Source organism: Piscibacillus salipiscarius JCM 13188 (assembly GCF_001311865.1).
Lineage (GTDB): Bacteria > Bacillota > Bacilli > Bacillales > Alkalibacillaceae > Piscibacillus > Piscibacillus salipiscarius.
This window is the reverse complement of sequence record NZ_BBCD01000003.1, coordinates 96,789-114,283: the sequence shown is the minus strand read 5'-3', so window position 1 is coordinate 114,283 and position 17,495 is coordinate 96,789. Positions and strand designations below refer to the sequence as shown.

Genomic DNA, 17,495 nt, shown 5'->3' with positions numbered 1-17,495 from the left:
TTAGTGAAATGATATAATAGAGTCAAAAACTTCAGGAGGTTACCTATGGATGTACGTGTGGAAAAGCGAGATCAAGTAACAATCGTTGGGTTAGAAATTAAAACTTATGGGATTATGAAAAAGAGCGAGCCGAACTCTATTCCAGGTCTGTGGGAAGAGTTTAGTGAGGTCGAAGATCAAATTCCTAATTTAGCTAATAATCATGAAAAATATGGATTAATCGAATTTCCTAAAGATTGGCAGTTAGGTAATCGTTTTTTATATACGGCAGGCATAGCCGTTACGAATACTGATGACATACCAGAAGGCATGGTCGTAAAAGAGATTCCTGAACAAGAATATGCGATCGTTCGATACCAAGGTATGACGAATGAGATAGGTAAGGGCTTTAATTATTTTTATAATGAATGGTTACCTCAATCGGATTATCAAAAATCTGGAGCATTTGAAATAGAATTTTACGGAGAAGATTTTAAAGGGGATGATCCAGAATCCGTATTAGAAGTTCATTTTCCTGTTACAAAGAAAGGTTAAAATTAAGGGAGGGGAGAGTATCTTAAAGAAAGTATTAAGCGTTTTATCCATCGTATTAGGTATGATTTTATTACTCTATTTAATGACAATTAATTATTATGAATTACAAGAAGCGGCACAAAGAGTTGAGGAGCGTACATATATTCTTCTCATGAGCATGACCTTATGTGCCTTTCTATTTGGCGTCCTAATGGAGTGGAACGGGTTAAGAAGCTTATTTAAGAGAAGGTTTAAGTTTAATTGGAAATTATTCGTCCCAACCTTGTTACTAATGGTGCTAGTATTTATTCCAAGATTATATTGGACAAAATGGTTTGGGATTACTGATAATTTTTTATTACAAGTCTTTTTATTAACTGAAACACAGGTTGTTCTATCAGTGTTGACAGGTACATTATTCATCCGATCTATTAGTGAAAAATAAAAGAGCCACCCCAGTCATTTTTATGACTTTTGGGACAGCCCATGGGTAAATTATGTTAACACGGGCACTTGAATTTCAGACAAGTGCTCTTTTTGGTTTGAAGTGATATAGCGGTCGATGATGGTGCGCTCAATCGCATCTCCATCGACTATAAGTTTGTTTTTATCTATTAAATGAAGCAATGGTTCATAATCTTTAGGATGTATTCGTTCTCGGTTTACCAAAAGTGTTGCATATTCTCGCTCAGGCATAATGGTTTCAAGTTCACAATCAATATCTTCATCCTCAAGCATTAGAAAAATAGAGTTGTAAACTTGTTTAGGCAACGTTTCAACCGAGCGTGAAACTCCAACGCCACCAATAAAATAGAGGCGTTTAAACCGGAGCGCTTTTCAAGCTGTTTTAAGGAAAGTTCAAGCTCTGCATGGCTCCTAATTGGCTGTTTTAACTGAGCAATACGACGTTTGTGAACGGTTTGAACTTTGGGTTTCCCGCAATCATCATATTGGCAAAGTAATTCTCGCTGCCTATTATTTAAACGCTTTTTAGCCCGCTTAAGATGTTTAATCTCCTGCTCAACCCGTGCTTCTTGTCTAGCTAACATATCGTAAAACATTTGCCGGTCTCTCACATTAAATTGCTGCTTGATCTCCTTTAGAGTAATGCCTAATTCACGTAAATAATTAATCGTGTTTAAGTGTTCAAATTGTTCGATTGAGTAATAACGATAATTAGTGTTCGGGTCAACTTCAATTGGCTTAAAAAGATCGATGTCATCATAGTAACGTAACGTTTTGACAGGTATATTATGGAGTTTTGCCATTTCACCGATTGTAAATCGCTGGTCCATTATTGTCACTCCTATATTATTCAAACGATTGATTGATTTCTTTCACCATTTCCTTAACGGAAATTAACCCTCCACCTGATAAGTACCAGTAATTAGGATCTAAATATACAATTTGATTGTTTTGATATGCCTTTGTGTTTTTAACTAAATCATTTTCAATAGTCTCTTTAGCTGCAGGTTCATCATTAACTACAGCATCGCGGTCAATAACGTATAGGTAGTCAGGATCTTTTTCAACAATAAATTCGAATGAAATTTTCTGACCATGTGTCGCAACTTCAATTGTGTCATCCGCAGGCTTCACGCCAAATACATCATGCATAATTCCGAATCTTGACCCAGGGCCATATGCACTGACTTTCCCGCCTGTCGCTAATGTAATCAGTCCAGTTTTTTCGCTGTCTGTTGTTTTGGCTTGTAATTCTTCTACTAAACCATCTATTTCACTTACTTCTTTCTCGACTTGATCTTGTTTATCAAAAATTTTACCCATTAAATTCACGTTATGTTTAAACGAATCCATATAGTTCTCATAATCCAGTTCAATAAAATCGTAGGGGCTATTTCTTTGAAATCTTCATATAGGTTCATTTGGCGTCCTGAGATGATGATTAAATCCGGATCCATTGCATGAATAGCTTCAAAATCTGGTTCTTTTAGTCCGCCTACATGTTCATACTCATCACTATCGTATTCTGAAAGATAAGATGGAAGGCTATCTTTAGGTACACCAGCGACATCAACATCTAATTGTTTGAGTGTATCAAGCATTCCGAAGTCAAAAACGACGACCTTCTGTGGGTTTTTAGGAACTTGAACCGTATCTAATGAATGTTCGACCTCCATTGTTTTGCCTTGTGCGGCCTTGCTTTCTTCACCGCCACAAGCGGCCATTAAAATTAACGATAATAAAGCAAAACCTAATAATAGTTTCTTCATATTAATCACCTCATATAATTTTTTATCCGAAATAGACACAAACTTTACAGCGGTCCAGCTGTTTAATCGGAATATCCATATCGTAAATTTCTTTTAAATTAACTTGGCTAATCACTTCATCAGTTGGTCCTTGTTTAACGATGGTGCCCTCTTTAAGTGCAACGATATAATCTGAATAAAATGAAGCAAAGTTAATATCATGAATGACAAGTACCACCGTTTTACCTAATTCATTTACTAAACGGCGTAGCACCTTCATGATCTGGACAGAATGCTTCATATCCAAATTATTTAATGGTTCATCAAGTAAAATGTACTCTGTGTCTTGTGCGATAACCATCGAAATAAATGCACGTTGACGCTGTCCGCCACTTAGTTCATCTAAAAATTGATCCTGTAGGTCTTCAAGCTCCATAAAAGAAATCGCTTCATCAACATGCTTCCAATCATCCTCGGTCAAACGTCCTTGGGAATATGGGAAACGGCCGAATGACACAAGCTCACGGACTGTGAGCCGTACATTTAAATGATTGGATTGTTTTAAAATGGCTACTTTTTGGAAAGGTCATTGTTCTTCCATTTTTTAAGTTCTTTACCGTCGACGTAAACTTCTCCGAGGTCTTGCTTGATCATCCGGCTTACGGCCGATAGTAATGTACTTTTACCGGCACCATTTGGACCAATAATGATGTGATTTTCCCTTTTTTAACCTCGACATTAACATTGTTGACAACAGTTTTTTGACCGTATTTTTTAGATAAGTTTTTAATCGCAATCATGCTCGACTCTCCTTTAATAAGAGATAAATGAAGTAAACCCCACCAATAAAGTTAATGATGACACTGATTGTGGTTGAAAAAGTGAATACTCGTTCCACAATTAATTGTCCTAAGATTAATGCAACGATACTAATGAGAATTCCACCAACAATCAATACGCTGTGCTGGTATGTTTTCAAAAACTGATAGGCTACATTGGCAACCAGCAACCCTAAAAATGTGATGGGTCCAACTAAGACAGTAGAAATTGATATAAGTATGGCAATTATAATGAACAATTGTTTGACAACGCCGTTATAGTTAACACCTAAATTAATGGCGTGTTCTCTTCCAAGTGACAATACATCAAGATATTTTGCGAACCGTATAAAGTACAGCGTTGTCACAAGCATTAGAATGACCGAAATGATAAAAAGCTCTTCATTGACATTATTGAAACTCGCAAACATTCGATCTTGGACAACTTGGAACTCGTTAGGGTCAATTAGAACTTGCATGAATTCAGACAAACTGCTAAAAAAACGTTCCTAAAATTAATCCGACGAGTAATAAGAAATAGATGTGCTGACCTTCACCTTTAAATAGAAACTTGTAAAGCATTAAGGCAAAACCAATCATTAGAACAACTGAAATGATAAAATTGACATGTTGATTCATTAGTGTCATATGTGTTGAGCCAAATACAAAATGATGAAAGTTTGGATTAATAGGTACATCGAATCGAGACCGATAATACTCGGCGTTAAAATTCGATTATTGGTTATGGTTTGGAACACAATGGTTGAGAATGCAATCGCACTTCCTGTCAAAATGATTGCTAGAATCTTCATGGTTCGCTAGGTAACACGTAATCCCAATTAGAACTATTTAAATCTGTGAATAAAAAAACAGCAATTAAGATTAAGGCTATTACAAGTAAGCTCAATAGTTTTGTAGAATTACGCATAAGCCTTTCTCCTTAGAAGTAGGTAGATAAATATGCCGCTTCCAATCACCCCAACTGTTAATCCAATTGGTATTTCATATGGGTAAATAATCACACGTCCTAAAATATCGCACATCAGAACGAATACGGCCCCTAGCAAGGCAGTGTGAGGTAGATTTTTCCTTAAATGATCTCCTTGAAAAATCGATACGATGTTGGGAATGATTAGTCCTAAAAATGGAATCATTCCTACTGTTAACACAACTGATGAGGTCACTAGCGCAACGATGATTAAGCCAATGTTCACAATCTGTTTATGGTTGAGACCAAGATTAATAGAAAATTCCTTACCCATACCAGCTATGGTGAATTTGTTTGCAAAAATGTAGGCGATCATCATAAGTGGCAGGCTAAGGTAAAGCAGTTCATAGCGCCCACTCATAATCATTGAAAAGTCACCTTGAAGCCAAGTGGTAATGCTTTGAATTAAGTCGTGCTTATAAGCGAAAAATGTTGTGATGGAACCAATAATATTACCAAACATAATTCCAACTAGTGGGATGAAGATAGCATCTTTAAACTTAACCTTATCTAGAATTTTCATAAATATGTAGGTTCCAAGTAATGCAAAGATAAAGGCTGTAATCGTTCTAAAAATGGGACTCGCCGTTGAGAATAGAATGAGAGATACTAAGATTCCTAATCTCGCGGAGTCCATCGTTCCCGCTGTAGTAGGGGAGACGAATTTGTTTCGACTTAATTGCTGCATAATCAGACCACATATACCCATACTCATTCCTGCAATCACAATGCTAATTAATCTAGGTAACCTGCTTTGATTGAGAATTTGTTTTTGCGTATCATCCAAATTTAGTAATTGTGAAGGTGTAATGTTCGTTACACCAACAAATAGCGATACCATAGATAAAACCAAGAGTAAGATCCATAAATACCTAAGCTTCATAGTTGTTCCAAACTCTCTGTTAAATATTAACTAAATGATAATGATTATCATTCCTGTTTAATATTAAACCCTCCAGTAAGTGGAGAGTCAACACTTAATTGAGAATTATTTTTAATTAGAACCTTTATTTGATAAATCTAACATTTTTTGTATATAGTGAAAACACACTAATAACGGGGTAAGCGAGGTAACCATATGTTAGAAAAACAGGTGCCATATTATGTGCAGTTTTATCATTTAAATTAAACAAATGATATTTGATGGAAAGTACCAACCGGGAGATCGAATTAATGAAACACAACTTGCTAGAGAGCACCAAGTGAGTAAAAGCCCTATTCGTGAAGCGATTCGTATTTTAGAAAAAGAGGGGCTATTAACTGTTGAGAATTCTAAAGTGGTTGTCTATGAACCGAAAATAAAAGATGTCAAAGAAGTTATTTCTGCAGACAGGCTTTAGAATCATTCGCCGTTCGCTTAACGACACAAATTGCTACAGATTTAGAAATTAGGCAAATTGAAGAAGTGCTAAATAAAACTGAGGAAGCCATCTCGAACAATGAAGGTTCGAACGCATCATTAATTTAAATGAACAATTTCATGATTTAATTGTCACGTTTACTCGGAATTCTAGACTTCAAAAGCAAGTTGATGACTTGAATAGTTTGATTCACTATTTTCGCATTATGAATTTCAAAGGGGAACAGCGTGCTCAAAAGATTTTAGATCAGCATAAAGATATCTTCACCTATATAAAGAATAGAGAAGCCGAACGAGCTGCTGAACAAATGATTAAACACTTAGATGATGATGTCGAACATCTACTGAGGGTCTTAGAAGAGTAGATTAATAGAAATATCGAAGCTTCAAATGCCATTGATAAAAGTCAGAAAATAATGTATATTTAATTTAATCAGTCGACTGTCGACTTTGAAATGGAGGAACAATGATGAAAAAGCTTAAAATAGCTTCCATTCCCGGTGATGGAATTGGAAAGGAAGTCGTTCCAGCCGCCATTGATGTACTACATACAGTTGCGGAATTACACGGAGGGTTAACATTTGAGTTTACAGATTTTCCTTATAGTTGTGAGTATTATTTAGAACATGGTGTGATGATGCCTGAGGATGGAATGAAGCGGTTGTCAGATTTTGATTCAATTTTTCTCGGAGCAGTTGGAGATGCGAACTTAGTTCCGGATCATATTTCGCTTTGGGGCTTATTAATTAAAATTCGCCGCGAATTTGAACAGACGATTAATGTTCGTCCTGCTAAGCAGTTACCAGGAATTCAGTCGCCATTAGTTAACCCTAATGACTTTGATATTATGGTTGTGAGAGAAAATAGTGAAGGTGAATACAGTTCAGTTGGTGGCCGCATTTACCGAGGTGAAGATGAAATTGCGATTCAAAATAATGTATTTTCAAGGAAAGCGACAGAACGCGCGATGCGTTTTGCATTTGATTTGGCTTCAAAACGCAAAGGGCGTGTAACGAGTGCAACAAAGTCTAACGGAATTGTGTATTCGATGCCGTTTTGGGATGAAGTGTTTAAAGATGTTGCAGAATCATATCCTAATGTTAAAACAGATCAGCAGCATATTGATGCGTTAGCTGCCTTTTTTGTAACCAACCCGAGCCGATTTGATGTTGTCGTCGCAAGTAATTTATTTGGGGATATTCTGTCAGATATAGGAGCTGGAATCATGGGCAGTATTGGGGTAGCTCCCGCGGGGAATATTAATGTAAACGGTAAGTATCCTTCTATGTTTGAGCCGGTTCATGGGTCTGCCCCTGACATTATTGGTAAAGGAATCGCGAATCCAGTAGGTCAAATTTGGACAGCGAAAATGTTACTAGACCATCACGGGGAAGAGGAAATGGGGCAAGTACTGTTAGACGTCATTGAAGAAACAACGAAAAATAGAATCATTACCTCGGATTTAGGAGGAAGCCACTCAACTCAGGACGTGACAAATGAGATCATAAATCGATTAAAAGCTAAGGCTTAAGAGGTGTTAAGATGAACATCGTTATTGCTATGGATTCATTTAAAGGTAGCATATCCTCCATTGAAGGGAGCCAGGCAATCCTGGAAGGAATTCACGACGTAAATCCAGATGCTCAAGTGACGTCTCTTCCATTAGCTGATGGCGGGGAAGGGACAGTTGATGCCGTTGTTCATGCAACTTCAGGTGAGTATGTTAAAACCAAAGTCACGGGTCCGCTTCACAATAAAGTTAATGCTAAATATGGAATAACTGGTGACGGAAAGACAGCTGTCATAGAAGTGGCTGAAGCATGCGGATTGCCACTGGTTCAAGAGGAGCAAAGAAATCCCCTTTTGACGACGACGTATGGAGTGGGTGAATTAATAAGACATGCGATGGACAACGGCTGCCGTCATTTTGTCATTGGCCTTGGTGGAAGTGCTACGAACGACGCTGGAGTTGGTATGCTACAAGCACTAGGAGCTAAGTTTTATAATGACAACGGAAATGAAGCCAGCTTAGGTGGTCGGGTTTTAGAAGAAATTAATCGTATAGATCTTCTAAAGGTCGATTCGTTAATTAAAGAGTGCACATTTAAGGTTGCATGTGATGTCAATAATCCATTGTACGGAGAAAATGGTGCGGCAAATATCTTTGGACCACAAAAAGGCGCAACAGAAGAAATAGTGAAAGAACTTGACCGAGGGCTCCGGCATTTTGCAGAAGTGGTTGAAAAGGAATTGAACCTTGATATTCATTCAGAACCAGGGTCCGGAGCAGCTGGTGGATTAGGTGCTGCCTTCTCTGGTTTTTTAAAAGGAACATTAGAATCGGGGGTTGAACTTATTTTAGACTTGATTAATATTGAGCAATACTTCGATGATTGTGACCTCGTTATAACAGGTGAAGGTAAGTTAGATCGTCAAACGAGCATGGGAAAAGTTCCTGTGGGGGTTGCAAAAAGAGCTAAAGCTTATAATATCCCGGTCATCGCTCTAGCAGGCGCAGTTAATCAGGATGAACTTCAACTGAATGATGCAGGAATTGCTGGATGTTTCTCCATTATTCAATCACCGATCACTATAAGAGAAGCGATGGACAGGGAGGTAACTTATCAGAATTTGAAGTTTACAACCTCACAAATTATCAATTTGTTTAAGGCAATGAAAAAGTAAAGCCGCCCCCTAGTAGAGGGAGCGGCTAATTCTAATCAATTTACTTCTTATTATTTTTCATTAAAACTTTCAACCCTTGGCCCATGTCAGAAGCAAGAATGTAATTTTGTCGACAAACACACCCCAAACAAAGGACTGATCAGGCGTATATTGCCCAATCTGAACTGGTGCACTAGGGTCTGCTATATCAACAGCATAAACTCCTCCTGCATAGTGAGATAAGTAAAGTGTATTTCCGCGAACTTTAGGGTCGTGTACGGTATTAGCAAACGTTACACCATCTTCCACATTGTCTACTAAATCCGTTTTAAATTCACTTAACAGTTCTGGATTTGATTTGTCACTAATATCAAATATTCTAGTATAGCCATAGGATTGTTCGTATCCTGGACGAACTGGTACGTAAACTTCACGTGTTTCGATTAACACGTTTCCACCCTTTGCTAAAGTAGCGGAGTGAGCAGAGCCTTGCTGATCGGAAGCGAAATATGTACGGCCCAGGTATTCAGGGTTTTCTGGGTCGCTAATATCAAATAAATGGTACCCAAATCCCACATAGAAACATATGCGTATTTTCCTGTTTGATCTGCCATTACGCTGTGGGCGAATACTGGACGTGTTTTACCATCTGGTGCATTCCAGTGATAACCGTTAAATTCCTCAGATACTTCTGGTAAACTACGAGGATCAAACTGCCACAGTGTTTCTGGGTTTGTAGGATCAGATACATCTACGATTTGAAAATCATGCTCTTCACCATGGCTATAATAATCAGCATAAGGATTAGCTGTTAAGACTACAGCCTTATTACCTTGCTGTGTTAAATACAATTCATGAGTTCCATTTGTTTGTCCATAACTTCCCAATAACCTAATTTTTGAGGATTATAAGGGTCTGTCACATCGTAGAGAAGGAATCCGCCTGTCGTATCTGCATTTCGGTCAAGTTGCTGTACACTTACTACAGCTAAATCACCGTTAAAGTGAGGGGTGTTAATAGATTTAACAATTACTTTTTCGTGCCAAGTACCTGGTACATCATCGTGCGCAAACGCTGCTACTTCAACTGGATTTTCAGGGTCCTTAAGATCAAACACACGCACACCACCATTACCACCGTTGGCTGTATGTGTTCCTACATAAGCAAAACCTTTATGGGCATATACATCTGCGGTGTTGTTTTGGACTCCTTCGTAAATCTCTTCAGTCTGAACGGCTGCAACTTCTGTTAAAAAGTTAAGGTTCTTTGATCCATCTAATAATGGTTCTCCTAATTGCTCAAGTTGTTCTGGTGTGAAGACAGTGCGTTCGCTTTTCTCAGCACCACTATTGTCGAGATCATCGTGGGCAAAGGTCGTCGGTGCGAACGATGAAAAGGCTAAAACACTTGATAACGTCGTTGCTAGAATAAGTTTTTTCTTCTTCATTAACTTTCCTCCCTTTGAAAATTTTGAAAATTCTTGTAACAAAGTATAATGGAGGAGGTAAGGCTTGTTAATAGGGCATGACACCTATTGTTTCGACAATCTAACTAAAATAGTCTAATCATCCTAGTGTGCTGGATTTGTCAGTAATCAACCTCTATCGTTATAAGGTAGGTAAATAGATTTAGATTCTAACACTAATACATCATTACTATAATAAGGTGAAGTTTTAAAGGGGAGGGCTCATGAGTTTTGTTTTGAATGATGTTAAGGTAAAATTAATCTGAAGTATAAACATAAAGGGAATGATCAACCATGAAACAAATACATAGTGATATTTTTCAATTTAGAGGCTCACATTATGACTTTGGTTTGAAAGTTGGTAAGACATTAAAAGACTCATTAATCGTTAAGAATCGCCAAAAGGGTGGAAGTTAAAGCGCCCACGTTTTGATATAGATGTTGTAGAAGCGAAACAACAATTCAAGCGCTTTGCTCCCGCTATTTGGGATGAGATGGAAGGACTTCGTGATGGTCTAGGACTACCTATGAAGGAAGTTCTGCGTGATTTTGGTGGCTACCGGGTTGAACCCGATAAAAGTGGCTGTTCGATTTTTACAACGGATGAGTTTATGGTTCGTAATTATGACTTTCATCCGTTTACGTATGATGGAATGTTCTGTTTGTATGAACCTACAGATGAAGGCTATGCTGTTATTGGTCCTACTTCTAGAATTACAGGACGAATGGACGGGATGAACGAAAAGGGGCTTGTAATGGGATATAATTTTACTCATCGTAAGAAAACAGCTGATGGGTTTGTATGTTATATGGTCGGGCGTATGATTCTAGAGACGTGTGCTACAGTAGGTGAAGCAATCGATTTAGTCAAATCTGTTCCACATAGAGGGGCGTTTAGTTACAACGTTCTTGACCGCAGTGGAACAACATACGTTATTGAAGCGGGTCCACGAGGAGTAGAGGTAAGAGAAGCAAATGTTTGCACGAATCATTTTGAAATTTTAACGGAAGAGAACAGGCGCTATTTGAATGATTCCATGGAACGTAAAGATATAATTTTAAAAAATGAATCTGAAATGATGAAGCCAGATGATGCATTTAACTTTTTCAATGATTCTGAAGCTGGAGTTTTTGCGGATAATTATAAAAGCTGGGCAGGAACGATTCATACGTCATTATATTTGCCGCATAATATGAAGGTGTGGTTTACACTTGGAGCTGATCAGGAGCCAGTTATATTTGACTTTAACCAATGGTTGTCCGGAAAAGAAATAAGTATTGAACGTATGTATGGTCATGTCGATACAGAACTAGGATTTGCGAATATGGATGCAAAATTACGCATCTAAGGTATATTTTTCTCAAATAAGCATATAATATGATGACTATGAGTGTTCGGTCACTCTTTTGTCATCAGCGAATAAGCCCTTTAATAAAGGGGGGCAACTCGCTTCTAAGTCAAGTAACCACCTAAAAGAGAAATAGGTGGTTACTTTTTTATTTATTATATGGAAATACTTTGGTGACTTTGTTCGTCTTCTGACATCCGTTTAACTTTATAATTATAGAATAAAATGCTTATCAAAGTTAACAGTCCTACGATCATTGCTGATGAAATTGACCAAAGAGGAAATTTAACAAAATTAAATAGAACAACTAATACTGACAGAGTGGGGGCTAAAAATAGTAAGCCTTTGCATCGTAGAACCACCCATAAGGATATAAGTGAGCTGCTGTAATTACCGCAAAACCATAATCATTATGCTAGGTTCATTAGCAAATGCCCAAAATACTAAAGGGAAATATGAGAACTGTGCTATGTTCATAATTAGCCCTAAATTAGCAAGTGGATTGTTTTCGATTTTCCAATCTGCGTTTATTAATTTTGAAAATAATAACGCAAGAGGAAACATAATCCCGGTAGCAAAGAATAAGTAAATGTTTTGAGTATTAATGTTTAAGTCTAATAGAAAAATGACAGTAATAATGGACCAAATGACTGATGCAGACATCAAGAATCCTATTCCATTCTTCCCTCTAATGGATAAATCCTTTCGCAAATCATCAACTGACACCGTTCATCCCCCTTTTAAATTAAATTCTCTTTCTTAAAACGTTTAAATGATTCATCTGTTAAATGTTCTAGTTCAGCAAAAAGTTCCTCATCAAATTTAATGAAATTGAAACATGATTTGCCTTGCATTCTAGCTTTTAGATTTGGTGTAATGGTATCTAAGAGGTCTGGAAACATATAGACGGGCATGAGATAGTAGCTAACATAGTTTTTCTTAATCGAGACTGAGCCGAAGAAGTAAGGTTTGTTGTTTCTGGGGAAGACTTTCTCTGAATCTAAATAATAGGACGTATCATAGTTATGGACAACAACTAATTCGTCTTCGTATTTTTGAAGGTATGTCTTTAGTTCATTAAAAATGTCTGTGAAATTAGATTCACTCATTCGTTAACCTCCTTTTTAAAAAGTATACCTAAAATAAAGGAAATGGACAGGCATTGTTGAAACAGTTAATAAGAAAGGAGTGTTAAAACTGAAGACAAATATCAATCCGATTCTAATAGATGTTCATAGTGTTATTGAAACTGAAAGATTATTTTGCGAGCACCAAAACCAGGTGATGGACCTGAGGTCAATTCCGCCATCCGTTATTCACTTCCTGAACTTAAAGAATGGTTAGACTTTGCACAAACCGTTCCTGAAGTTGAGGATACCGAAGTGAATTTAAGAGAGGCAATTGCTAAGTTCTTCAAAAAGGAAAGCTTCGCTATATCATTTTGAAAAGAAACTGAAGTACTAGTTGGAGTAGTTAGTTTTGATAATGTGGTATGGGATATTCCTAAAACACAAATAGGTTTCTGGATTAATTCTCGTTATTCCGGGAAAGGGTATATGACTGAAGCAGTTGAGGGTCTGACGAATTACGGTTTAGAAGAGTTGGGATTTCAAAGAATTGAAATTTTATGTGACTCTAAAAACACTAAATCACGCCAAGTTCCTGAACGATTAGGGTATGAATTAGAAGGTATTTTAAAGAACGAGGACCGATCACCTGATGGGACTGAGTTAAGAGACACATGTGTGTATGCTAAGTGTGCTGAAAGTAGCGAATAACTCTCATATAAAAAGCCGAGGCTTGTAAGTCTCGGCTTTTCTACATGATGACATTATCTATAAAAATATGAATGATTAAGGCGGCAGTTACGATTCTTAATAGCGGCTTAACTTGATGAGGTTTGAGTTTACCTGCGATTCGAATGCCTAATTGTGAGCCTGTTAAAGAACCCAGAAGTAGAGCGATTGTCAGTGGCCAAATAATCTGACCTGTCGAGATGTAACTAATCGCTGCCCCAAAACAACTCGCAAATGTCGCGACACGCATTAATCCGACAGCTCGGTAGTAAGCGATATTCAAGTATGAAAACAAATAAAGCATAAGCGTGCCTTGGCCTGGACCAAACATTCCGTCGTAAATTCCAATTCCGTATAGTAACGGGGTACTTTCCTTTGTTACATAAAATGACGCTTGGCCCGTAAAGTCTGACTTTCCAATAAACGAAAAATAAAAGCAACGACAAGTAGTATTAAGGCCACTTGATACATCATGTCTGGGGTGAGGGAGGCAGCAATGAGTCCGCCTGTCACACCACCAGCTAGACTTATAGGAATGATCTTGAGCCCTTCTTTTATGGTGACTCCTTTTTGCCTATAAACGAGCAGAAACCCTTGTAATGAGCTGATGGTATTTGAGACTTTATTTGCTCCAATTGCGGAATGTACGGGAACTCCTAACGCGAGCATAGAAGGTAAGCTAATTAAACCACCCCCACCAGCTAATGTACCTAGAGTTGTCGCCAGAACTCCTATAAAATAAATTAGGATAAACTCCATGATGCCATCCCCTAACATGATAAAAATCCGCTCCGTGGCGGATTTTTACTTCTGATCATACTGTCTTAAATCTTCTTCCATTAATAATATAATGCGTTTTTCGTATTCTTCCAATGACTCATCTTCTAGTGGTTGATGATTCTCCTTATAATAGTTAAAGAGTTTATCCTGTACTAGATTTTGAGTAAATCGGTCATACTCCCATTCATATAAATACTCTTTTTGGGTTAAGTCCAATGCTTCACTTATTTTTGTGAAGAACGGATGAGCTTGTTTCCCGTTTTCAATATATTTTATCTGAGTATCAATATACCCTTCAATTTCACTTTGTTTAACTTCAATTCCATGCTCATTTTTAGCCCATTCAATAATGGCTTCATTATTATGTTTGTAATCCATAGCTCGGTTCACTAGTTCAACGCCTTTTAAGTCTTCGTTCTTAATAACGGCAGACTGAATGTGTGTATGAATAATCCAATTTTTAACTTCAGCGTCTTCAACATCTACAAGATCATGGTCAGTACGAATGGTATCATGATTAGACTTGATTTTCTCGTAATTTAAAATAGCTTGCTGGATTAACGTATCGATGTCTTGTGTAACACGGGGAACTTGTGGTTCTTCTTGTAGAGCTGTGACGTCATCATCTGGTGCGAAAAAGATTTGATAAGAACCCCAAATGATAATACTCCCAATGAGACCAATAATGAACCACTTTTTCATAATATTCGCCACCTAAAGTTTAATCAACTTTAAGGTAACACATTTTGGAAAAAGAATCGAGCTATATTAAATAGGCTTTAGTCTCATTTTGCCTTAGAAGATTCAATCAAACGTTTGATTGAATCGGTGTCATTATCTTGTAAAAGCTCGATGATTTTACTACCAACGATGACGCCGTCTGCCATATTGCCCATTTGTTCAACATGTTCGGGTGAAGAGATACCAAACCCAGCTAAAACAGGGGCTGAACTAAATTCCTGAAGCTGGCTCAGGTGTGCCTCTAAGTCTTTTGCAAAGTTTGATCTCGCCCCTGTGATGCCATTGACAGTAATCGCATACGTAAAGCCTTGTGACGCTTCTGCTAATTGTTTAATGCGCTTCTTAGAACTTGTTAGTGATACAAGTTGGATCAGAGCTATCCCTGCTTCATTTAAATGGTTAGAGATTAATACTTGTTGCTCAAATGGTAAATCTGGAATGATCAATCCGTCTACACCTGCTTCTTGGGCGTCTTTTATAAAGTTCTCAATTCCGTATTTAAATATTGGATTGATATACGTCATGAAAATAATCGGGGCATCGATTTGGTAACGTTCTTGTTTTAACAATTCAATCACTGACTTTAACGTGACGTTTTGTTCGAGTGCTCGCTTTCCGGCCTCTTGGATGGTTGGGCCGTCAGCTACTGGGTCAGAAAATGGGATGCCTAGTTCAATTGCAGTAGCGCCTTCTTCACTAAGGAATTTTAAATTTGGTATAAGCTGGTCTAGCCCTCCGTCTCCTGCCATGACGTATGGAACAAATATTTTATTTCCTTGAGATAATGTTTGATTTAATGTCGTTTCAAGGTACTCACGACCGTGAGTGATCGTATTACGCATTTGTACAACCTCCTGTTTATTGATTTAACGCATCTTTGACAGATTCAACATCTTTATCGCCACGTCCTGACAAGCAAATGACAAGTGATTCTTCCTTGGACATGGTTTGTGCGATTTTTACAGCTTCAGCTACAGCGTGTGAACTTTCTAAAGCTGGGATGATCCCTTCAGTTTTGGACAAAAGCTGAAATGCCTCTAATGCTTCTTCATCGGTTACCGAAGAGTACTGGACGCGTTCAATATCTTTAAGATGGCTGTGTTCAGGACCGACTCCAGGATAATCCAATCCTGCCGAAATTGAGTGTGCTTCTTGTATTTGCCCGGCTTCACTTTGAAGTAGATACATCATCGAACCATGCAATATCCCAACTGAACCTTTCGTAAGCGTTGCAGCGTGTCGTTCAGTATTTACACCACTTCCAGCAGCTTCAACTCCATATAATTTAACGTCATGGTCTTCAATAAAAGGATAAAACATTCCCATGGCATTACTACCTCCGCCAACACAAGCAACCACTGCATCAGGCAGCTTATGTTCCTTTTCTAATAGTTGTGTTTTCGTTTCTTTGCCAATGATACTCTGGAAATCACGGACCATTTTAGGGAATGGATGAGGGCCCAGAACGGATCCCATAATGTAGTGCGTATCCTCAACGTTTGTGACCCAGTACCTTAATGCTTCATTCACCGCATCTTTAAGCGTTGCGCTGCCTTGATCCACGCTTTCAACACGGGCACCAAGAAGTTCCATTCTAAATACATTTAACTTCTGGCGGCGAATGTCTTCTGCACCCATGAAGATTATGCATTCTAAGTTAAGTAGAGCGCACACGGTTGCAGTGGCAACTCCGTGCTGGCCGGCACCTGTTTCAGCAACGACTTTTTTCTTGCCCATTCGTTCAGCTAAAAGGGCCTGCCCAATGGTATTATTGATTTTGTGAGCTCCAGTATGATTTAAGTCTTCACGTTTAAAATAAATTTTTGGCCCCGCCAAGCTTTTTAGTTAAGTTTCTCGCAAAATAAAGTGGATTTTCACGTCCAACGTAGTCTTTCAGTAAGTCATTTAAACGCTCATTAAAGGCAGGGTCTTGAATCGCCTCATCATAAGCCTCCTCAAGTTCTGTCACTGCTCCCATTAATGTTTCAGGGATATATTTACCACCATAAGGACCGTAATGTCCGTTTACAGGTTGTGCGTATGGCATGTTGATCGCTCCTTTACGTTTTGAATAAATTGTTTAATTTTTATAGGATCCTTTTGACCGTTCGTTTCTACACCGCTAGAAACGTCGACCATAACAGGAGTGGATTGATTAATGGCTGTTTTTACATTATCTTCGTTTAAACCACCAGCTAAGATTAATTTACTTCGGTTAATCTTTTGATCTTTTAATAGTTCCCAGCCAAACGTCGTTCCGTTACCACCTTGATAGGGGCCAGTTGCACTGTCTAGTAAAAAGTAACTCGCTTTCTCGTACGTTTTTAAGGCACGTAAATCTTTATCTGAACTCACTCGTAGAGCTTTAATAAAAGGGAGGGAAAGAGACTCACAGAATTCAGGCGATTCATTCCCGTGCAGCTGTACATAGTCAAGCCCTACTTGTTGATACGTTTCTTCAAGTTCTATTCGACTCGGATTAACGAAAACGCCGATTTTCTTAACATGATCTGGTATGTTCATAGCAATGTTTGCCGCTTGTTCAATGGACATCCGTCGTTTACTTTCCGCAAAAACAAATCCTATCGCGTCTGCTCCAGCATTTGCTGCGAACATTGCGTCATTTAGCTTTTTAATACCGCAAATTTTAACCTGAGTCATGCGAAGCCTCCTTTGTCTAGTAAATCGGAAAATCTTCTAGTAAAAGTTCAATTTTGTCTAGTAAAATCCTGAAATTGTCTAGTAAAAATTCGATTTTGTCTAGTAAAAGTCTAATATTGTCTAGTAAATTCATAAAAGTGTCTAGTA

The 17,495-nt window shown here is 38.0% G+C and carries 19 protein-coding genes and 6 pseudogenes; 10 read left to right on the top strand and 15 right to left on the bottom strand.

Annotation, left to right across the window (positions count from 1 at the left end; translation table 11 throughout):
• Window positions 1-45: 45 nt before the first annotated feature.
• Both JCM13188_RS03290 and JCM13188_RS03285 read left to right on the top strand, forming a co-directional pair.
• Window positions 46-534 carry a GyrI-like domain-containing protein gene (locus JCM13188_RS03290; protein WP_054752099.1) on the top strand — a complete coding sequence of 163 codons (489 nt, stop codon included), beginning with the start codon at window positions 46-48 and terminating at the stop codon, window positions 532-534.
• Window positions 535-595: 61 nt separating this feature from the next.
• A complete protein-coding gene (locus tag JCM13188_RS03285; RefSeq protein ID WP_054752097.1) occupies window positions 596-958 on the top strand; it encodes a hypothetical protein in 363 nt (120 codons plus the stop codon).
• Between the two features lie 50 nt (window positions 959-1,008).
• Here JCM13188_RS03285 and JCM13188_RS03280 read toward each other — a convergent pair whose 3' ends face one another.
• The 6 genes and pseudogenes from JCM13188_RS03280 to JCM13188_RS03255 all read right to left on the bottom strand — a co-directional run bounded on the left by JCM13188_RS03280 (window position 1,009) and on the right by JCM13188_RS03255 (window position 5,415).
• Entirely contained in the window at window positions 1,009-1,284 is a 276-nt protein-coding gene (locus JCM13188_RS03280) for a hypothetical protein (protein WP_054752095.1), read from the bottom strand.
• Entirely contained in the window at window positions 1,251-1,808 is a 558-nt protein-coding gene (locus JCM13188_RS03275; RefSeq protein WP_054752093.1) for a MerR family transcriptional regulator, read from the bottom strand. Before JCM13188_RS03275 ends, JCM13188_RS03280 begins: the two co-directional genes overlap by 34 nt.
• A 16-nt stretch (window positions 1,809-1,824) precedes the next feature.
• A pseudogene (locus JCM13188_RS03270) lies at window positions 1,825-2,747 on the bottom strand (siderophore ABC transporter substrate-binding protein).
• A 22-nt stretch (window positions 2,748-2,769) separates the two neighbouring features.
• Window positions 2,770-3,526 (bottom strand): annotated as a pseudogene (locus JCM13188_RS03265) (iron ABC transporter ATP-binding protein).
• Window positions 3,523-4,472: pseudogene (locus JCM13188_RS03260) on the bottom strand (iron chelate uptake ABC transporter family permease subunit). The pseudogenes JCM13188_RS03265 and JCM13188_RS03260 overlap by 4 nt, the downstream one beginning before the upstream one ends.
• Window positions 4,465-5,415: an ABC transporter permease gene (locus JCM13188_RS03255; RefSeq protein WP_054752091.1), complete on the bottom strand. Its 951-nt coding sequence runs from the start codon at window positions 5,413-5,415 to the stop codon at window positions 4,465-4,467. The pseudogene JCM13188_RS03260 and the gene JCM13188_RS03255 overlap by 8 nt, the downstream one beginning before the upstream one ends.
• Window positions 5,416-5,665: 250 nt before the next feature.
• Here JCM13188_RS03255 and JCM13188_RS17760 point away from each other — a divergent pair, with 250 nt between their 5' ends.
• The 5 genes from JCM13188_RS17760 to JCM13188_RS03240 all read left to right on the top strand — a co-directional run bounded on the left by JCM13188_RS17760 (window position 5,666) and on the right by JCM13188_RS03240 (window position 8,577).
• Window positions 5,666-5,872 carry a GntR family transcriptional regulator gene (locus JCM13188_RS17760; protein WP_279401315.1) on the top strand — a complete coding sequence of 69 codons (207 nt, stop codon included), beginning with the start codon at window positions 5,666-5,668 and terminating at the stop codon, window positions 5,870-5,872.
• A gap of 29 nt (window positions 5,873-5,901) precedes the next feature.
• Window positions 5,902-6,000 carry a hypothetical protein gene (locus JCM13188_RS17755; RefSeq protein WP_279401346.1) on the top strand — a complete coding sequence of 33 codons (99 nt, stop codon included), beginning with the start codon at window positions 5,902-5,904 and terminating at the stop codon, window positions 5,998-6,000.
• On the top strand, window positions 5,988-6,257 hold the full coding sequence (locus JCM13188_RS17750; protein ID WP_369404802.1) for an FCD domain-containing protein: 270 nt from the start codon (window positions 5,988-5,990) through the stop codon (window positions 6,255-6,257). Before JCM13188_RS17755 ends, JCM13188_RS17750 begins: the two co-directional genes overlap by 13 nt.
• A gap of 104 nt (window positions 6,258-6,361) precedes the next feature.
• Window positions 6,362-7,423, top strand: coding sequence for a tartrate dehydrogenase (locus JCM13188_RS03245; RefSeq protein ID WP_054752089.1), 1,062 nt, complete (start codon window positions 6,362-6,364; stop codon window positions 7,421-7,423).
• 11 nt (window positions 7,424-7,434) lie between these two features.
• Window positions 7,435-8,577 carry a glycerate kinase family protein gene (locus tag JCM13188_RS03240; RefSeq protein ID WP_054752087.1) on the top strand — a complete coding sequence of 381 codons (1,143 nt, stop codon included), beginning with the start codon at window positions 7,435-7,437 and terminating at the stop codon, window positions 8,575-8,577.
• Window positions 8,578-8,617: 40 nt separating this feature from the next.
• Here JCM13188_RS03240 and JCM13188_RS03235 read toward each other — a convergent pair.
• Window positions 8,618-10,003, bottom strand: a pseudogene (locus tag JCM13188_RS03235) (LVIVD repeat-containing protein).
• Window positions 10,004-10,455: 452 nt separating this feature from the next.
• Here JCM13188_RS03235 and JCM13188_RS03230 point away from each other — a divergent pair.
• A complete protein-coding gene (locus tag JCM13188_RS03230; RefSeq protein ID WP_369404801.1) occupies window positions 10,456-11,370 on the top strand; it encodes a C45 family autoproteolytic acyltransferase/hydrolase in 915 nt (304 codons plus the stop codon).
• A 390-nt stretch (window positions 11,371-11,760) separates the two neighbouring features.
• Here JCM13188_RS03230 and JCM13188_RS03225 read toward each other — a convergent pair whose 3' ends face one another.
• A complete protein-coding gene (locus tag JCM13188_RS03225; RefSeq protein WP_054752083.1) occupies window positions 11,761-12,096 on the bottom strand; it encodes a DUF7010 family protein in 336 nt (111 codons plus the stop codon).
• Window positions 12,097-12,110: 14 nt separating this feature from the next.
• Window positions 12,111-12,479 (bottom strand): hypothetical protein, encoded by a 369-nt coding sequence (locus tag JCM13188_RS03220; protein WP_054752082.1) that lies wholly within the window; start codon window positions 12,477-12,479, stop codon window positions 12,111-12,113.
• 153 nt (window positions 12,480-12,632) lie between these two features.
• Between JCM13188_RS03220 and JCM13188_RS21665 the strand changes: the two genes are divergently transcribed.
• Together JCM13188_RS21665 and JCM13188_RS21660 are read left to right on the top strand one after the other, a co-directional pair.
• Entirely contained in the window at window positions 12,633-12,815 is a 183-nt protein-coding gene (locus JCM13188_RS21665) for a hypothetical protein (RefSeq protein WP_439646602.1), read from the top strand.
• 48 nt (window positions 12,816-12,863) lie between these two features.
• Window positions 12,864-13,148 (top strand): annotated as a pseudogene (locus JCM13188_RS21660) (GNAT family N-acetyltransferase); the annotation flags it as partial.
• A 40-nt stretch (window positions 13,149-13,188) separates the two neighbouring features.
• Here the strand turns inward: JCM13188_RS21660 and JCM13188_RS20300 are convergent.
• From JCM13188_RS20300 to JCM13188_RS03190, 6 genes and pseudogenes are all read right to left on the bottom strand, one after another.
• Window positions 13,189-13,497, bottom strand: coding sequence for a sulfite exporter TauE/SafE family protein (locus JCM13188_RS20300; RefSeq protein WP_369404793.1), 309 nt, complete (start codon window positions 13,495-13,497; stop codon window positions 13,189-13,191).
• Between the two features lie 47 nt (window positions 13,498-13,544).
• Window positions 13,545-13,925, bottom strand: a complete 381-nt coding sequence (locus JCM13188_RS20295) for a TSUP family transporter (RefSeq protein WP_369404792.1) — start codon at window positions 13,923-13,925, stop codon at window positions 13,545-13,547.
• A gap of 45 nt (window positions 13,926-13,970) precedes the next feature.
• Window positions 13,971-14,648: a hypothetical protein gene (locus JCM13188_RS03205; protein ID WP_054752080.1), complete on the bottom strand. Its 678-nt coding sequence runs from the start codon at window positions 14,646-14,648 to the stop codon at window positions 13,971-13,973.
• 83 nt (window positions 14,649-14,731) lie between these two features.
• Window positions 14,732-15,529: a tryptophan synthase subunit alpha gene (gene trpA / locus JCM13188_RS03200; protein WP_054752078.1), complete on the bottom strand. Its 798-nt coding sequence runs from the start codon at window positions 15,527-15,529 to the stop codon at window positions 14,732-14,734.
• 16 nt (window positions 15,530-15,545) lie between these two features.
• A pseudogene (trpB, locus tag JCM13188_RS03195) lies at window positions 15,546-16,734 on the bottom strand (tryptophan synthase subunit beta).
• Window positions 16,713-17,348: a phosphoribosylanthranilate isomerase gene (locus tag JCM13188_RS03190; RefSeq protein ID WP_054752075.1), complete on the bottom strand. Its 636-nt coding sequence runs from the start codon at window positions 17,346-17,348 to the stop codon at window positions 16,713-16,715. Before JCM13188_RS03190 ends, trpB begins: the two are co-directional and overlap by 22 nt.
• Between the last annotated feature and the right edge of the window lie 147 nt (window positions 17,349-17,495).